Source organism: Pseudomonas sp. NPDC088885, assembly GCF_044750025.1.
GTDB lineage: Bacteria > Pseudomonadota > Gammaproteobacteria > Pseudomonadales > Pseudomonadaceae > Aquipseudomonas > Aquipseudomonas rustica.
This window is the reverse complement of record NZ_JBIVJB010000099.1, coordinates 1-16,667: the sequence shown is the minus strand read 5'-3', so window position 1 is coordinate 16,667 and position 16,667 is coordinate 1. Positions and strand designations below refer to the sequence as shown.

At 59.0% G+C, this 16,667-nt stretch carries 15 protein-coding genes; 9 read left to right on the top strand and 6 right to left on the bottom strand.

Going from position 1 to position 16,667, the window contains the following annotated elements:
• Positions 1 to 437 precede the first annotated feature (437 nt).
• The 4 genes from ACIP1X_RS24495 (at position 438) to ACIP1X_RS24480 (ending at position 5,581) form a co-directional block, all read left to right on the top strand.
• Positions 438 to 1,700 carry an ATP-binding protein gene (locus ACIP1X_RS24495; RefSeq protein WP_053117073.1) on the top strand — a complete coding sequence of 421 codons (1,263 nt, stop codon included), beginning with the start codon at positions 438 to 440 and terminating at the stop codon, positions 1,698 to 1,700.
• Positions 1,693 to 2,253, top strand: coding sequence for a response regulator transcription factor (locus tag ACIP1X_RS24490; protein ID WP_003221630.1), 561 nt, complete (start codon positions 1,693 to 1,695; stop codon positions 2,251 to 2,253). The genes ACIP1X_RS24495 and ACIP1X_RS24490 overlap by 8 nt, the downstream gene beginning before the upstream one ends.
• 659 nt (positions 2,254 to 2,912) lie before the next feature.
• Positions 2,913 to 4,640 (top strand): ABC transporter ATP-binding protein/permease, encoded by a 1,728-nt coding sequence (locus ACIP1X_RS24485; RefSeq protein WP_053117074.1) that lies wholly within the window; start codon positions 2,913 to 2,915, stop codon positions 4,638 to 4,640.
• 194 nt (positions 4,641 to 4,834) lie between these two features.
• Positions 4,835 to 5,581, top strand: a complete 747-nt coding sequence (locus ACIP1X_RS24480) for a FadR/GntR family transcriptional regulator (RefSeq protein ID WP_400755519.1) — start codon at positions 4,835 to 4,837, stop codon at positions 5,579 to 5,581.
• A gap of 34 nt (positions 5,582 to 5,615) precedes the next feature.
• Here ACIP1X_RS24480 and ACIP1X_RS24475 read toward each other — a convergent pair whose 3' ends face one another.
• Positions 5,616 to 5,969, bottom strand: coding sequence for a hypothetical protein (locus ACIP1X_RS24475; RefSeq protein ID WP_400755518.1), 354 nt, complete (start codon positions 5,967 to 5,969; stop codon positions 5,616 to 5,618).
• Between the two features lie 163 nt (positions 5,970 to 6,132).
• Positions 6,133 to 6,336: a hypothetical protein gene (locus tag ACIP1X_RS24470; protein ID WP_400755516.1), complete on the bottom strand. Its 204-nt coding sequence runs from the start codon at positions 6,334 to 6,336 to the stop codon at positions 6,133 to 6,135.
• 434 nt (positions 6,337 to 6,770) lie between these two features.
• On the opposite strand from ACIP1X_RS24470, the gene kdgD reads away from it, so the two are divergent.
• The 5 genes from kdgD (at position 6,771) to ACIP1X_RS24445 (ending at position 13,515) form a co-directional block, all read left to right on the top strand.
• Positions 6,771 to 7,682: a 5-dehydro-4-deoxyglucarate dehydratase gene (gene kdgD / locus ACIP1X_RS24465; RefSeq protein WP_093435890.1), complete on the top strand. Its 912-nt coding sequence runs from the start codon at positions 6,771 to 6,773 to the stop codon at positions 7,680 to 7,682.
• 62 nt (positions 7,683 to 7,744) lie between these two features.
• Complete coding sequence (locus ACIP1X_RS24460) at positions 7,745 to 9,190, top strand: aldehyde dehydrogenase family protein (protein WP_400648444.1); 1,446 nt, start codon at positions 7,745 to 7,747, stop codon at positions 9,188 to 9,190.
• A gap of 203 nt (positions 9,191 to 9,393) precedes the next feature.
• Positions 9,394 to 10,755, top strand: coding sequence for an MFS transporter (locus ACIP1X_RS24455; protein ID WP_053117078.1), 1,362 nt, complete (start codon positions 9,394 to 9,396; stop codon positions 10,753 to 10,755).
• 11 nt (positions 10,756 to 10,766) lie between these two features.
• Positions 10,767 to 12,320, top strand: a complete 1,554-nt coding sequence (garD, locus tag ACIP1X_RS24450) for a galactarate dehydratase (RefSeq protein ID WP_400755514.1) — start codon at positions 10,767 to 10,769, stop codon at positions 12,318 to 12,320.
• Positions 12,321 to 12,573: 253 nt separating this feature from the next.
• On the top strand, positions 12,574 to 13,515 hold the full coding sequence (locus tag ACIP1X_RS24445) for an AEC family transporter (RefSeq protein ID WP_159812145.1): 942 nt from the start codon (positions 12,574 to 12,576) through the stop codon (positions 13,513 to 13,515).
• A gap of 108 nt (positions 13,516 to 13,623) precedes the next feature.
• Here ACIP1X_RS24445 and ACIP1X_RS24440 read toward each other — a convergent pair whose 3' ends face one another.
• From ACIP1X_RS24440 to gatB, 4 genes are all read right to left on the bottom strand, one after another.
• On the bottom strand, positions 13,624 to 14,004 hold the full coding sequence (locus tag ACIP1X_RS24440) for a carboxymuconolactone decarboxylase family protein (protein ID WP_400755513.1): 381 nt from the start codon (positions 14,002 to 14,004) through the stop codon (positions 13,624 to 13,626).
• A complete protein-coding gene (locus ACIP1X_RS24435; RefSeq protein WP_400755511.1) occupies positions 14,001 to 15,062 on the bottom strand; it encodes a calcium/sodium antiporter in 1,062 nt (353 codons plus the stop codon). The genes ACIP1X_RS24440 and ACIP1X_RS24435 overlap by 4 nt, the downstream gene beginning before the upstream one ends.
• A gap of 46 nt (positions 15,063 to 15,108) precedes the next feature.
• A complete protein-coding gene (locus ACIP1X_RS24430) occupies positions 15,109 to 15,480 on the bottom strand; it encodes a septal ring lytic transglycosylase RlpA family protein (protein WP_053117082.1) in 372 nt (123 codons plus the stop codon).
• Positions 15,481 to 15,625: 145 nt separating this feature from the next.
• The coding region (gene gatB / locus ACIP1X_RS24425; RefSeq protein WP_400755509.1) for an Asp-tRNA(Asn)/Glu-tRNA(Gln) amidotransferase subunit GatB at positions 15,626 to 16,667 on the bottom strand (1,042 nt) is incomplete at its 5' end.

The window sequence follows — 16,667 nt, the reverse complement described above, 5'->3', positions numbered from 1 at the left end:
GAGAAGGGCGGCGCTGCGGCGAAATGTGTGCATGAAAGCTCCTTGATGAGGGCGCAGGTGATGGTTCGGGGGCCTGCGTGAAACCATCAGACTCTAGCTTTTATGATCCGGTTCGCCCAGTTACAACTTCTATACAGATACCGCGGATCCCAAGTTCAGAGAGCTTTTGTGGCGAGGGGATTTATCCCCGTTCGGCTGCGCAGCAGTCGCAAATCCGGCTGATGCGATATGTCTGGTTAAATGAGGTCGCATGATTTGGGGCGGCTTCGCCACCCAGCGGGGATAAATCCCCTCGCCACAATTGATCTCGGACAGCCATGCGAGGTGGTCAAGTTTGAGAGCCGTACCATGTGGTCGTTTGCCGCACTTTCGCCTCTCAAGCCCGCGGCTTGGTTATACTCCGTGCGATCCGCCTGGAGCGCTCATCAGGAGAGCTCATGCTCGCCCCCGTACAACTGACTTCCGCCACTCGCCAGAACCTCTGGCGGTTGACGTTCATCCGCACCTTGGTGCTCGCCGCGCAGGCTGGCTCCGTAGGCTTGGCCTACTGGCTGCAGCTGTTGCCGTTGCCGTGGGTGCAACTGGCGATGACCCTCGGCTGCTCGACGCTACTTTGCGTGTTCACCGCCGTGCGCCTGCGCACCTCGTGGCCGGTGACCGAGCTCGAATACGCGCTGCAACTGGCCTGTGATCTGGTGATCCACAGTGCGCTGCTGTATTTCTCCGGCGGTTCGACCAACCCGTTCGTTTCCTATTATCTGGTGCCGCTGACCATTGCTGCGGTGACGCTGCCATGGCGTTATTCGGTGGTGCTGTCGGGTATCGCGCTGGCCTTGTACACGGTGATGCTGACGCGGTTCTATCCGCTGGAAACCTTGCCGATCGCCCGTGAAAACCTGCAGGTCTACGGCATGTGGCTGAGCTTCGCACTCGCTGCCGCCGTCATCACCTTCTTCGCTGCGCGCATGGCCGAAGAGCTGCGTCGTCAGGAAGAGTTGCGGGCGATTCGTCGTGAAGAAGGTCTGCGCGATCAACAGTTGCTCGCCGTCGCTACGCAAGCCGCCGGTGCTGCCCATGAACTCGGCACACCGCTGGCGACCATGAGCGTGCTGCTCAAAGAGATGCAGCAGGATCACCCCGATCCGCTGCTGCAGGACGATCTGAAAGTGCTGCAGGATCAGGTCAAACTCTGCAAGGAAACCCTGCAGCAACTGGTGCGCGCCGCCGAAGCCAATCGTCGTCTGGCAATTGATATGCAAGACGTCACCGACTGGCTCGACGAGGCACTCAATCGCTGGCACCTGATGCGTCCCGAGGCAAGTTACCGTTTCCATCGTCTCGGCCAAGGCACGGTGCCGCGCATGGCGCCGCCGCCGGATCTGACCCAGGCGCTGCTCAATCTGCTGAACAACGCCGCCGACGCCTGCCCGGAAAACCTTCAGGTAACCCTGGATTGGGATGCCGAAGACGTCACCATCAGCATTCGTGACCACGGCGCCGGTGTGCCGCTGGCCATCGCCGAGCAGATCGGCAAACCGTTTTTTACCACCAAGGGCAAAGGTTTCGGCCTGGGCCTGTTTTTGAGCAAGGCCAGCGTGACACGCGCCGGCGGCTCAGTGAAACTCTATAGTCATGAGGAAGGCGGCACGCTCACCGAGCTGCGCCTGCCCCACGGCGCCCGAGGAGACCAACATGAGTGACGAAATCCAAGTCGAAGGCGAAGAACTGCCGCATTTGCTGCTGGTCGATGACGACGCAACATTCACCCGCGTCATGGCCCGCGCCATGGCTCGCCGTGGCTTTCGCGTCAGCACCGCCGGTTCCGCCGAAGAAGGCCTGACCATCGCCCAGGCCGACCTGCCGGACTACGCTGCGCTCGACCTGAAAATGGACGGCGATTCCGGTCTGGTGCTGCTGCCCAAGCTGCTGGAACTTGATCCGGAAATGCGCGTGGTGATCCTCACCGGTTATTCGAGCATTGCCACCGCGGTCGAAGCGATCAAACGCGGCGCCTGCAATTACCTGTGCAAACCGGCCGACGCCGACGACGTATTGGCCGCGCTGCTCTCCGAGCACGCCGACCTCGACAGTCTGGTGCCGGAAAACCCGATGTCGGTCGACCGCCTGCAGTGGGAACACATCCAGCGCGTGCTCACCGAACACGAAGGCAACATCTCTGCCACTGCCCGCGCCCTGGGCATGCACCGCCGCACCCTGCAGCGCAAACTGCAGAAGCGTCCGGTTCGTCGCTGAAGTCTGATTTCACCGGCTCGACTTCACAAGGAAGCAACCCGGCTTCGCAGGTTGCTCCCTTGTCGTCACTCTTCGACTAAAAAGGTGGTTTTAGGCGAAGAGAAGTGTCTGCCACTGCCGTCATTCAGAAAAACGTCATATTGGACGTACATTGATCTGCCTAAATAGGGCTCCATGTCCTCTTTCCGCCACTTCACATCAGCGTCCAATAGCGGCGAGATGTGTTCGGGGGCCTGATCGGATTTTGATGGGGTAGCGTAGTTAATCCAGAAGGACCTGAGCGATGTGTTCGGGTATTCGGAAAACACCTTGAAGTAAAAAAACGGCCCGTCTATTGCGCTAAGTTTCAGTATTCCGTTTTTGATGTGTTCACATGTGGGAGCCTGGATCGGGTCTCGAGTGTCTACCATGATGAATTCCCTTTGACGTTCAGGTTGGCTCTGCGCAGCGCAAGAGGTCAACGCAGTCGATCACAGCTGAATTTTGCCTTCTACTGTCAACTCTGACAGTCGTGACGAGCGGTATGTGCTCTGTTTGCCTGGCCGAAACTCCTCTGAATCTGAACAATCCCTGAATGAGCCTGTCCCACCCTCGCGATAATTCGCCCCGATCTACTATGATCGGTGCGTGTCTGTTCTTTTCTATATCGAGCCTTTTCCATGAATCAGAACGCTGAATATTCCGCGGTCAACGATGCTGTGCGCGGGCAGTTTTTTCGCAAGGTGTGGGCGATCATCACGCCGTATTGGCGCAGTGAAGAGAAGGGCAAGGCCTGGACGCTGTTGATTGCCGTGATTGCGCTCTCGCTGCTCAGCGTGGGCATCTCGGTGTGGTTCAACACCTGGTACAAAGACTTTTATAACGCGCTGCAAAAGAAAGACGAGGCGGCGTTTTGGCAATTGATTCTGTATTTCTGCGGCATTGCCGCCGTGGCGATTATCGGCGCGGTGTATCGGCTGTATCTGACGCAGATGCTGACAATTCGCTGGCGGGCCTGGCTCACCGAAAAGCATTTCTCGCGTTGGCTTTCCGACAAGAATTACTACCAGCTGGAGCAGGGCGGTTATACCGACAACCCGGATCAGCGGATTTCCGAAGACCTTAATAACTTCACTTCCAACACCCTCGAGCTGGGCATCGGCCTGCTGCGCAATATTGTCAGTCTGGTGTCGTTCTCGATCATTTTGTGGGGCGTGTCGGGCAGTATCGAAGTCTATGGCGTGACCATTCCCGGCTACATGTTCTGGTGCGTGCTGGTTTACGCGATCGTCGGCAGTTGGCTGACGCATTTGATCGGTCGTCGCTTGATCGGCCTGAACAACCAACAACAACGTTTCGAAGCCGACCTGCGTTTTTCCATGGTGCGGATTCGTGAGAACGCCGAAAGCATCGCGTTGTACAACGGCGAACCGAATGAAAATCGTCGCTTGAGCGGGCGCTTCGGCAATGTCTGGCACAACTTCTGGGACATCATGAAAGTGTCCAAGCGCCTGACGTTCTTCACCGCCGGTTACAGCCAGGCGGCGATCATTTTCCCGTTTATTGTCGCTTCGCCGCGTTACCTTGCCGGCAAGATCGAGCTCGGTGAGCTGATGCAGATCAGCTCGGCGTTCGGCAACGTTCAAGAGAGTTTCAGCTGGTTCATCAGTGCCTATCAGAGCCTCGCGTCGTGGCGCGCCACGTGTGATCGTCTGCTGAGTTTCCGTCAGGCGATGACCGATAACGAAGAGCGCAAGCCTGCGATCGATGTGCAGAATCAGGGCAGCGAATTGAAGGTGCACAACCTCGGTCTGGATCTGGCCGACGGTCGTCATCTGCTGACCAGCGCCGACATGACCGTTGAGCCGGGTGATCGAGTGATGCTGAGCGGGCGTTCCGGCAGTGGTAAATCGACACTGCTGCGCGCGATGGGGCATTTGTGGCCAGCGGGGCACGGCAACATTCGTTTGCCAGCGGCGCGTTATCTGTTCCTGCCGCAAAAACCTTATCTGCCGATCGGGACGTTGCGCGAAGCATTGAGTTATCCACAACCGAGCGAGACTTACGCGCCTGAGCGTTATGCCGAGGTGCTGGAAACCTGCCGCTTGCCGCATCTGGTGGCGCGACTGGATGAAGCCAATCACTGGCAGCGCATGCTGTCGCCGGGTGAGCAGCAACGACTGGCCTTCGCCCGCGCGCTGCTTTATGCGCCGCATTGGCTGTACATGGACGAAGCCACATCGGCGATGGATGAAGAAGACGAGGCGACGTTGTATCAGGCGTTGATCGATCAGTTGCCGGGGTTGAGCATCGTCAGCGTCGGCCACCGCAGCAGCCTGAAACGCTTTCACCCTAGACATGTACGCATCGACAGCGGCCATCTAGTGGAGCAACCGGTCACCGCCTGACCCCACACAAATCCCCTGTAGGAGCAGAGCTTGCTCGCGAAGACGTCATGCCAGCCGAAAAACAGGCTGACTGACACGACGCCTTCGCGAGCAAGCTCTGCTCCTACAAGGGCAATGCGTTGGCAGGAAGTGATCGTACAACCACCTTGCGCTATGATGCGCCCAAGCCGAATTCTCGAGACAAGACGTAAACCATGGAAAACTCGCTCAACGCCCCACGCCTCCCGCGCAAGCGCCGCAGCCTGGCACAGGAACTGGTGACGGTGCTGACCGAGCAGATCCGTGACGGCCTGCTCAAACGGGGCGATAAGCTCCCCACTGAATCGGCGATCATGCAGGAGCACGGCGTCAGCCGCACCGTGGTGCGCGAGGCGATCTCCCGTCTGCAAGCCGCCGGGCAAGTGGAAACCCGCCACGGCATCGGCACGTTTGTCCTCGACACACCGAGCCCGAGCGGCTTTCGCATCGACCCGGCCACCGTCGTCACCTTGCGTGATGTTTTGGCCATTCTCGAATTGCGCATCAGCCTCGAAGTCGAGTCCGCCGGCCTTGCCGCGCAACGCCGCAGCCCGGAGCAACTGGCAACCATGCGCGCCGCCCTCGATGCACTGAACGACAGCGTCGCCCACGCCAGCGATGCCGTCGCGTCCGATTTCGCCTTCCACCTGGAAATCGCGCTGTCGACCGGCAACCGCTACTTCACCGACATCATGACCCACCTCGGCACCAGCATCATTCCGCGCACGCGGCTGAACTCAGCACGTCTGGCCCATGACGATCAGCAGCACTACATGAGTCGCGTCAGCCGCGAGCATGAAGAAATTTATCAGGCGATTGCCCGGCAGGATTCCGATGCAGCGAGAGCGGCGATGCGACTGCATCTGACGAATAGTCGCGAGAGGCTGCGCCAGGCGCATGAAGAGGCGCAGGCGCAGGGGTGAAGAGTGGCCGGATTTATGGCCACTTTTTCATCATTTACTTTTCAAGGTGTAATTTAAGGACGAGCGAAGTTCGGGATGCGGTGCCGGATTGGCTGACGGTATAGCTGATGTCTGCGGTGGCACCTTGTACCAAACCTTTCGAAAAAAAGTCTTTCGGGATCAGCATTACAATAGGAAGCCCGACATCGAAACTGTTAAGTACGTATTGACCTTGAAAGTTGTTGCCAGTGCTCGTAACTACATTGAGCCTGATCACATCACCGGCTCTCGCCTCACTGTAAACAGGCACTATCCCGGTGGCGGCGTTTTCCAGTTTGCCTACGCTGAGTCTGTCTCCGACCGCCTCTTTGATTTCAGGTGCAAGCAGTACGTTTACTTTTGTATTCATGATGAAAATCCTTTTAGCATTTTTTCAAAACCCATTGAAAAGCGCTGGTGCGGCGATGCGCTGTAGGAGCCGGTTTGCTCTCTCCTCAACCTATTAGGTCAATAGAGGCAGGCGTCGGGCACCTGTTAGAAATACCAGTTCCGATGAATGGCAAGCACTATTTTCACGGCTTATAAACTTCGGTCTCAAGCAGGACATCTTCAATGGGCTCATCGAGTTTGAAAGGCACAACTAATGTTCTCTTGGTGACGATGTACTGCTGGGTGACACCCTCGAATTGCAGAATATCTGTGGCGTAGATAATCCCTTCGAACATGAATTTTTGCCGGCTACCTACGGGACTCTGCAGCGTATATGTCACTGTCATGATGCGTAGCTCCTGATGAGGGGGAAGTCGCTATTTAGGACCATTCCTTTTACTGGCACACCTGTAAGAAATACCAGTTTCGACGAATGGTCATCAGGTTCCCCTGACAGCTCCATGTCGTCTGATACACAGCCTTCGCGAGCAAACCCGCTCCCACATTTGGAATGCATTTCAAGTGTGGGAGCGGGCTTGCTCGCGAAGGGGCCAGTCGCCCCAGCGCGTATTTCATCCTCGGACAACGTATCTCTCAGTCGTTCGTCCTCCTGTCTCCTAAGCCGTTAAAAGCCAGCAAACACAATCCTGTCCGACAAAAAACCACCCGCAACGATGAAATGCAGTTGACGGTTATCTTTTAAGTTGTACGATGACCTACAACTTCGGCGAAGGCTGAACGTGACAATCACAACAATATTGCTACCCAGGGTGTTCGAATAATGAATCCACAAGAACTGAAGTCCATCCTCTCTGCCGGCCTGCTGTCCTTCCCGGTCACCGATTTCAATGCGCAGGGTGATTTCAACCGTGCGGGCTACATCAAACGTCTGGAATGGCTGGCCCCGTACGGCGCTTCGGCTCTGTTCGCAGCGGGCGGCACCGGTGAGTTCTTCTCCCTGGCCGCCAGCGAGTATTCGGAAATCATCAAGACTGCCGTCGACACTTGCGAAACCAGCGTGCCGATTCTCGCCGGTGTCGGCGGTTCGACCCGTCAGGCCATCGAATACGCACAGGAAGCCGAGCGTCTGGGCGCCAAAGGCTTGCTGTTGCTGCCGCACTACCTGACCGAAGCCAGTCAGGACGGCGTTGCCGCACACGTTGAAGCGGTGTGCAAATCGGTCAACATCGGCGTGGTCGTCTACAACCGCAACGTTTGCCGCCTCAACGCGCCGCTGCTGGAACGTCTGGCCGAGCGCTGCCCGAACCTGATCGGTTACAAGGACGGTCTGGGCGATATCGAGTTGATGGTGTCGATCCGTCGCCGCCTCGGTGATCGCTTCAGCTACCTCGGTGGCTTGCCGACCGCCGAAGTCTACGCCGCTGCCTACAAGGCGCTGGGCGTGCCGGTTTACTCCTCGGCGGTGTTCAACTTCATTCCGAAAACCGCGATGGATTTCTACCACGCGATCGCTCGCGAAGATCACGCCACCGTCGGCAAGATCATCGACGACTTCTTCCTGCCGTACCTCGATATCCGCAACCGCAAAGCCGGTTACGCCGTGAGCATCGTCAAGGCCGGCGCCAAAATCGCTGGCTATGACGCCGGCCCGGTGCGCGCGCCACTGACCGACCTGACCGGCGAAGAGTACGAAATGCTCGCCGCGCTGATCGACAAGCAAGGTGCGCAATAACCCCCGAACAAACCGAGGCCGCTGAGCAATCAGCGGCTTTTGCGTCGAGAGGAGAAAAGGCTGTGACTGATTCCAAGCGTTACGACAATTACATCAACGGTGAATGGGTTGCCGGTGCCGATTACTCGGCCAACATCAACCCGTCCGAGTTGAGCGACACCATCGGCGACTACGCCAAGGCTGATCTGACTCAGGTTCACGCGGCCATCGACGCGGCGCGCGCTGCGTTCCCGAACTGGTCGACCTCGGGCATTCAGGCCCGTCACGATTCGCTGGATAAAGTCGGCACGGAAATCCTCGCTCGTCGCGAAGAACTCGGCACCTTGCTGGCGCGGGAAGAGGGCAAGACCCTGCCCGAAGCCATCGGCGAAGTAACGCGCGCCGGCAACATTTTCAAATTTTTCGCCGGTGAATGCCTGCGCTTGTCCGGCGACTACGTGCCGTCAGTGCGCCCGGGCGTCAACGTCGAAGTCACCCGCGAAGCGCTGGGTGTGGTCGGTCTGATCACCCCGTGGAACTTCCCGATCGCGATTCCGGCGTGGAAGATTGCTCCGGCGTTGGCCTACGGCAACTGCGTGGTGCTGAAACCGGCCGATCTGGTGCCGGGTTGTGCGTGGGCACTGGCGGAAATCATCTCTCGCGCAGGCTTCCCGGCTGGCGTGTTCAACCTGGTGATGGGCAGCGGTCGAGTGGTGGGCGATGCGCTGGTGCAGAGCCCGAAAGTCGACGGCATCAGCTTCACCGGTTCGGTGGGCGTGGGTCGTCAGATCGCCGTCAACTGCGTGTCGCGTCAGGCGAAAGTGCAGCTGGAAATGGGCGGCAAAAATCCGCAGATCATTCTCGACGACGCCGACCTCAAACAAGCGGTCGAGCTGTCGGTACAGAGCGCGTTCTACTCCACCGGTCAGCGTTGCACCGCGTCGAGCCGCTTGATCGTCACTGCCGGGATTCACGACAAATTTGTCGAAGCGATGGCTGAGCGCATGAAGTCGATCAAAGTCGGTCACGCGCTGAAATCCGGCACCGACATCGGTCCAGTGGTTTCGCAAGCACAGCTTGAACAGGACATGAAGTACATCGACATCGGTCAGTCCGAAGGTGCGCGTCTGGTCAGCGGCGGTGGTCTGGTGACTTGCGACACCGAGGGCTACTTCCTTGCGCCAACGCTGTTTGCCGACAGCGAAGCGTCGATGCGCATCAGCCGCGAAGAGATCTTCGGCCCGGTGGCCAACATCGTTCGGGTGGCGGATTACGACGCGGCGTTGGCGATGGCCAACGACACCGAGTTCGGTCTGTCGGCGGGTATCGCGACGACCTCGCTGAAGTACGCCAACCACTTCAAACGCCACTCGCAGGCCGGGATGGTGATGGTCAACTTGCCGACCGCCGGCGTCGATTACCACGTTCCGTTCGGTGGCCGTAAAGGTTCATCCTATGGCTCACGTGAGCAAGGCCGCTATGCCCAGGAGTTCTACACCGTGGTGAAAACCGCGTACGTCGGTTCCTGATACACGCAATACCCCTGTAGGAGCTGCCGCAGGCTGCGATCTTTTGATCCTGTTTTCAAGGTCAAGATCAAAAGATCGCAGCCTGCGGCAGCTCCTACAGGGAACCCGAAATACGGACATCCCGTAATACAGGGACACCCGGAAAACCGGGCACCAAAGAAGATTCACCCGCGCATAAAAATAATCAGTGGGAGTACATCTACATGCAATCGTCCAAGCCGACTCACGTCCGCTATTTGATCTTGCTCATGCTGTTTCTGGTGACCACGATCAACTACGCAGACCGTGCCACGATCGCCATTGCCGGCTCCAGCCTGCAAAAAGACCTCGGCATTGACGCGGTCACCCTCGGCTACATCTTCTCTGCATTCGGTTGGGCCTACGTGGCCGGGCAAATTCCCGGTGGCTGGCTGCTCGATCGTTTCGGCTCGAAAAAAGTTTACGCCCTGAGCATTTTCACCTGGTCGCTGTTCACCGTGCTGCAAGGCTTTGTCGGTGAGTTCGGCATGTCCACGGCGATCGTTGCGCTGTTTATGCTGCGCTTCCTCGTTGGTCTGGCTGAGGCGCCATCGTTCCCGGGCAACGCACGCATCGTAGCGGCGTGGTTCCCGACCGCTGAACGCGGTACCGCGTCGGCGATCTTCAACTCGGCGCAATATTTTGCCACCGTGTTGTTCGCGCCATTGATGGGCTGGATCGTGTACTCCTTCGGTTGGGAGCACGTGTTTATCGTCATGGGTATTCTCGGGATTGTGTTCTCGCTGGTCTGGCTGAAAGTGATCTACAGCCCGCGTGAGCACCCACGCATCAACGAAGCCGAGTTCAAGCACATCGCTGAAAACGGCGGCATGGTCGACATGGATCAGACGGGCAAAAAGTCCGACGGCCCGAAATGGGATTACATCCGTCAGTTGCTGACCAATCGCATGATGCTCGGCGTGTATCTGGGTCAATACTGCATCAACGGCATCACCTATTTCTTCCTGACCTGGTTCCCGGTGTACCTGGTGCAAGAGCGTGGCATGACCATTCTCAAGGCCGGTTTCATCGCCTCGTTGCCGGCGATCTGCGGCTTCATTGGCGGCGTGCTCGGCGGGGTGATTTCTGATTACCTGCTGCGCAAGGGCCACTCGCTGACCTTCGCCCGTAAAGCACCGATCATCGCTGGTTTGCTGGTGTCCAGCAGCATCGTCGCCTGCAACTATGTTGATGTGGAATGGATGGTCGTCGGCTTCATGGCCCTGGCCTTCTTCGGCAAAGGCGTTGGCGCACTGGGCTGGGCGGTGGTCTCCGACACCTCACCAAAACAGATTGCCGGTCTGAGCGGCGGCCTGTTCAACACCTTCGGCAACATTGCTTCGATTACCACACCGATCGTGATTGGCTACATCATCAGCTCCACCGGTTCGTTCAAATGGGCGCTGGTGTTCGTCGGTGCCAACGCACTGGTGGCGGTGTTCAGCTATCTGGTCATCGTTGGCCCGATCAAACGTGTGGTACTCAAAGAGCCGCCAACCAACGGCGGTGTTGAAGCCAGCGGTAAATTGTCTCAAGCGCATTCCTGAGGAGCGGCGTCATGCAGTTGATTGAACATTCCGACTCGCCGCGCCACATCCGCCTGCACGAGCGGGACAATGTGGTGGTTGTGGTCAATGACCAGGGCGCACCGGCCGGCACTGAATTTGCCGATGGTCTGGTGACCGTGGAATTCGTGCCGCAGAGCCACAAGATCACTCTGGAAGACATTGCCGAGGGCGGTCAGGTGATTCGCTACGGTCAGGTCATTGGCTACGCGTTGCAGCCGATCCGCCGGGGCAGTTGGGTCAAGGAAGATCAACTGCGTATGCCGACCGCGCCGCCACTGGACAGCTTGCCGCTGTCCACCGACGTGCCGGACGCGCAGGCACCGCTGGAAGGCTTCACCTTCGAGGGCTATCGCAACGCTGACGGCACCATCGGCACGCGCAATATTCTCGGCATTACTACGACCGTGCAGTGCGTCACCGGCGTGCTCGATCACGCGGTGAAACGCATCAAGGATGAGCTGCTGCCGAAGTACCCGCACGTCGATGACGTGGTGGCGCTGACGCACAGTTACGGCTGCGGCGTGGCGATCACCGCCACCGACGCCTATATCCCGATTCGCACCGTGCGCAATCTGGCGCGCAACCCGAACCTCGGCGGCGAGGCGTTGGTGATCAGTCTGGGCTGCGAGAAATTGCAGGCCGGGCAGGTGATGCACGAAGACGATGCGTCGGTGGATCTCAGTGATCCGTGGCTGTATCGCTTGCAGGATTCCAGTCACGGGTTCACCGAGATGATCGAGCAGATCATGCAACTGGCTGAAGTCCGTTTGAAGAAGCTCGACCAGCGCCGCCGCGAAACCGTGCCGGCGTCCGAGCTGATTCTTGGCATGCAGTGCGGCGGCAGCGATGCGTTCTCCGGGATCACCGCCAACCCGGCGCTGGGTTATGCCTCGGACTTGTTGTTGCGCGCCGGGGCGACGGTGATGTTTTCCGAAGTCACCGAAGTGCGTGATGCGATTTACCTGTTGACCTCTCGTGCCGAAACCAAAACCGTCGCCGAGGAACTGGTGCGCGAGATGGACTGGTACGACCGTTATCTGGCCAAAGGTGAAGCGGATCGCAGCGCGAACACCACGCCAGGCAACAAGAAGGGCGGGTTGTCGAACATCGTCGAGAAGTCGCTGGGGTCGATCGTCAAATCCGGCAGCAGCGCGATCAATGGCGTGCTTGGCCCGGGCGAACGTTTCAAGCAGAAGGGGCTGATTTTCTGCGCGACGCCGGCGAGTGATTTTGTCTGCGGGACGCTGCAGTTGGCAGCGGGGATGAATTTGCATGTGTTCACCACCGGGCGGGGTACGCCGTACGGTTTGGCGATGGCGCCTGTGGTGAAGGTGTCGACGCGCACGGAGCTGGCGCAGCGCTGGCCGGATCTGATTGATATCGACGCCGGGCGGATTGCCACCGGGCGCGCGACGATTGAGGAATTGGGTTGGGAGTTGTTTCACTACTATCTGGATGTTGCGAGCGGCAAGCAGCAGACGTGGGCGGAGAAGCACAAGCTGCATAACGACATTACGTTGTTTAACCCGGCGCCGATTACCTGATGGTTTCGGGGTAGGGCAAAAGCTACCCTCACCCCAGCCCTCTCCCGGAGGGAGAGGGGGCCGACCGAGTGGTCTTGCGCAATACATCGACCTGAAATACCGAGTTGATTATGGATTCAACGAAGTCATTTCAGGTCGGCGGATTTTTTGAATATCCCCCGGTCAGTCCCCTCTCCCTCCGGGAGAGGGCTAGGGTGAGGGGCTTTTGCTTTATCATTGCCACCTTACGACGCTCACCCAAGGCTCCCTCGGCATGTTGGCAATTTTCCTCGAAACCCTGAACATCACCGCGCCGGTGTTTGCCATGCTGTTTCTCGGTGTGCTGCTCAAGCGCATCGACTGGATCAACGACAACTTCATCCACACCGCCTCGGCGCTGGTGTTCAACGTGACCATGCCGGCGTTGTTGTTCCTCGGCATTCTGCACGCCGACCTGCACGCCGCGTTGCAACCGGCGCTGCTGATCTACTTCTCCGTCGCCACACTCGTCTGTTTTGCCATCGCCTGGGGCTGGGCGATTTTCAAGTGCCCGCGTGAAGATCGCGGCATCTACACCCAAGGCGCGTTTCGCGGTAATAACGGCGTGATCGGTCTGGCGCTGGCGGCGAGCATGTACGGCGATTACGGGATTTCCCTCGGGGCGATTCTCGCGGCGTTGGTGATCCTGTTTTACAACACGCTATCTACGATTGTGCTGGCGGTGTACAGCCCGGTGATCAAGTCCGATCCGTGGAGCATCTGCAAAAGCGTGTTCAGCAATCCGCTGATCATCAGCGTGATTGCGGCGGCGCCGTTTGCCTATTTCAAGATCGGTTTGCCGGGGTGGCTGGAGACTTCCGGGCAGTATCTGGCGCAGACCACGTTGCCGCTGGCGCTGATCTGCATCGGCGGCACGCTATCGCTGGCGGCGTTGCGCAAGAGCGGCAACATGGCGCTGAGTTCGAGTCTGGTGAAGATGATCGGTTTGCCGGTGCTGGCGACGCTCGGGGCGTGGTTGTGCGGCTTTCGTGGGGCGGAGTTGGGGATTCTATTTCTGTACTTCGGCAGCCCGACGGCGGCGGCGAGTTTTGTCATGGCGCGGGCGGCGCAGGGCAATCATGAGTTGGCGGCGGCGATTATTGTGCTGACCACGTTGATGGCAGCGATTACCACCAATGTCGGGATCTTTGTTTTGCAGTGGGGTGGGTGGATCTGATTTTGAGTTTGTGTTGTTGCTGAGGGCCTTTTCGCGAGCAAGCCCGCTCCCACAGGGGAATGCATTCCAAATGTGGGAGCGGGCTTGCTCGCGAAGGCGTCGGTTCAATCACTCAGGTTTCTGATAGGTATCGATCACTTCCTGCGCCGCGCGAAACGCATCAATCGCCGCCGGCACGCCGGCATACACCGCGCAATGCAGCAGCGCTTCACGAATCTCGTCCACCGTGCAGCCGTTATTCAACGCCCCACGTACATGCCCCTTCAACTCCTGCGGGCACTTCAGTACAGTCAGCGCGGCCAGGGTAATCAAGCTGCGCGTCTTCAGCGGCAAACCTTCGCGATTCCACACGCCGCCCCAGGCATGTTCATTAACGAAATCCTGCAACGGCTGGGTGAACTCGGTGGCGTTGCCCAGCGCGCGATCAACAAACGCATCGCCCATTACCTGGCGGCGAACTTCTACCCCGGACTTCTTCGATTCGGTCATGGCATATCACTCTTGTGGTGTTGGCGGCGCCAGGCGCGGATGGACGTAAACAACAAATACCCCAGCAGCGGCGGCAGAACGTAAAACAGCATCAGCCGCTCCAGTTTGCCGGCCAGCGGCATGCCGGTGGTGAATGACACCACGTGCAGCCCGTAGACCAGATACAAACCGAGCAGCAACAAACCTTCGGCGCGGGTCACGCGGTAGCCGGAATAGAACACCGGCAGGCACAGCGCGGCGACGCCGAGCATCACCGGCAGATCGAAATCCAGTGCGTTCGGCGATACCGACAATGGTGTCGGCGCGATCAAAGCAGTGAGGCCCAACACGCCGAGCAGGTTGAACAGATTGGCGCCGATCACGTTGCCCACGGCGATGTCGCGTTGGCCGCGCAGGGCGGCGATCAGCGAGGTCGCCAGTTCCGGCAGCGAGGTGCCGACAGCGACCACGGTCAAACCGATCACCCGTTCCGAGAAGCCCAGATCCGTCGCTACCACCACAGCGGCGCCGAGCAGCAGATGCCCGGCGAATACCAGCATCGCCAGCCCGACGATGATCATCAAAACGCTGGCAAGCCATGAGGTTTTTGCCGCGTCGGGTTGCGCGGAATGCGGTCGCGCCGAGTGCCGTGACTGGCGCAACAGCAAGCCGAGATACAACGCTAAAGCACCGAGTAACAGAGCGCCGTCGAAGCGGCTGATCTCTTCATTCCACGCCAACACGAACACCAGCAGACTGGCGCCGATCATCAGTGGAATGTCGAGACGCACCAGTTGCCGCGACACGCGCAGCGGAATGATCAGCGCCGACAGGCCGAGAGTTACAAGGATGTTGAAGATGCTGCTGCCGACCACGCTGCTGACGGCGATGTCGGGGTTGTGCCCCAGCGCGGCTTGCACGCTGACGGCCATCTGCGGCGCACTGCTGCCGAGGGCAACAATGGTCAGGCCGATGATCAATGGACGCACATGCAGACGCTCGGCCAGCCGCACCGCCGCGCGCACCATCAGTTCGGCGCCGAAGATCAGCAGGCACAGGCCGGCGAGCAATTCGATCACGCTGATCAGCGGTAAATCGGTCAGTCCGAAAATGGTCAGCGCTCCATCAGTCGAGGGCCTGCACGCGAACCCGCGCGGTACCGCTGCTGAGCATACCGAGTTGTTTGGCGGCTTCGCGTGAAACATCAATCAGGCGTCCGCGCGTATGCGGGCCACGATCGTTGATGCGCACCACAACGGACTCATCGTTTTTCAGGTTGGTGACCTTCACCCGCGTGCCAAAGGGTAGCTGGCGGTGGGCGGCGGTCAGGGAATTCTGGTTGAACGCTTCGCCACTGGCGGTGCGTTTACCGTGGTGCTTGGCACCGTAATAAGAAGCGACGCCGGTCTGGTCGTAACCGTGCGGGTCGATGGTGTCGGTACTGGCGCAACCGGCCAGCAAAGAGAGCAGGGCGCAGGCGCCGAGCAGACGTTTCATTCAGATACTCCAAAGTGATCGTTCCCACGCTCCAGCGTGGGAATGCATCCCGTGACGCTCTGCGTCACACCGCAATGGACGCGGAGCGTCCGGGGCGGCATTCCCACGCAGAGCGTGGGAACGATCCCCGAGCGCGGGGCCAGAATCAGCCTTCGAGCTTGCTTTTCAGCAGTTCGTTCACTTGCTGCGGGTTGGCTTTGCCTTTCGACGCTTTCATCGCCTGGCCGACAAAGAAGCCGAACATCTTGCCGCGTTTGGTTTCATCCGCCGCACGATACTGTTCAACTTGCTCGGCGTTGGCCGCAAGCATTTCGTCGAGCACCGCCGAGATCGCGCCGCTGTCGGTCACTTGTTTCAGGCCGCGTTTTTCGATGATCTCGTCTGCGCTGCCTTCACCGTTGGCCATCGCTTCGAACACCACCTTGGCGATCTTGCCGGAGATGGTGTTGTCCTTGATGCGCAGCAGCATGCCGCCCAACAGTTCAGCGGAAACCGGCGACTCGTCGATGTCCAGGCCTTGCTTGTTGAGCAGGCTGCCCAACTCGACCATCACCCAGTTCGCCGCCAGTTTGGCGTCGCCGCCGATGCTCGCGACTTTCTCGAAGTAATCGGCTTGCTCGCGGCTGGTGGCCAGCACGCTGGCGTCGTAGACCGACAGACCGAATTGCTCCTGGAAACGCTCGCGTTTCTGCGGAGGCAGTTCCGGCAGGGTGGCGCGCACCTCGCCGAGGAACGACTCTTCGATGACCACCGGCAGCAGGTCCGGGTCGGGGAAGTAACGGTAGTCGTTGGCTTCCTCTTTCGAACGCATCGGACGGGTCTCGTCCTTGTTCGGATCGTACAGACGGGTCTGCTGGATCACTTTGCCGCCGTCTTCGATCAGCTCGATCTGACGCTGGATCTCGGAGTTGATCGCCTTCTCGATGAAGCGGAACGAGTTGACGTTTTTGATCTCACAACGCGTGCCGAACTCAACCTGACCTTTCGGACGGATCGACACGTTGCAGTCGCAACGCAGCGAACCTTCGGCCATGTTGCCGTCGCAAATGCCCAGATAACGCACCAGCGCGTGGATCGCCTTGACGTAAGCCACGGCTTCCTTGGCGCTGCGCATGTCCGGCTCGGAAACGATTTCCAGCAGCGGCGTGCCGGCACGGTTCAGGTCGATGCCGGTGGCACCGTTGAAT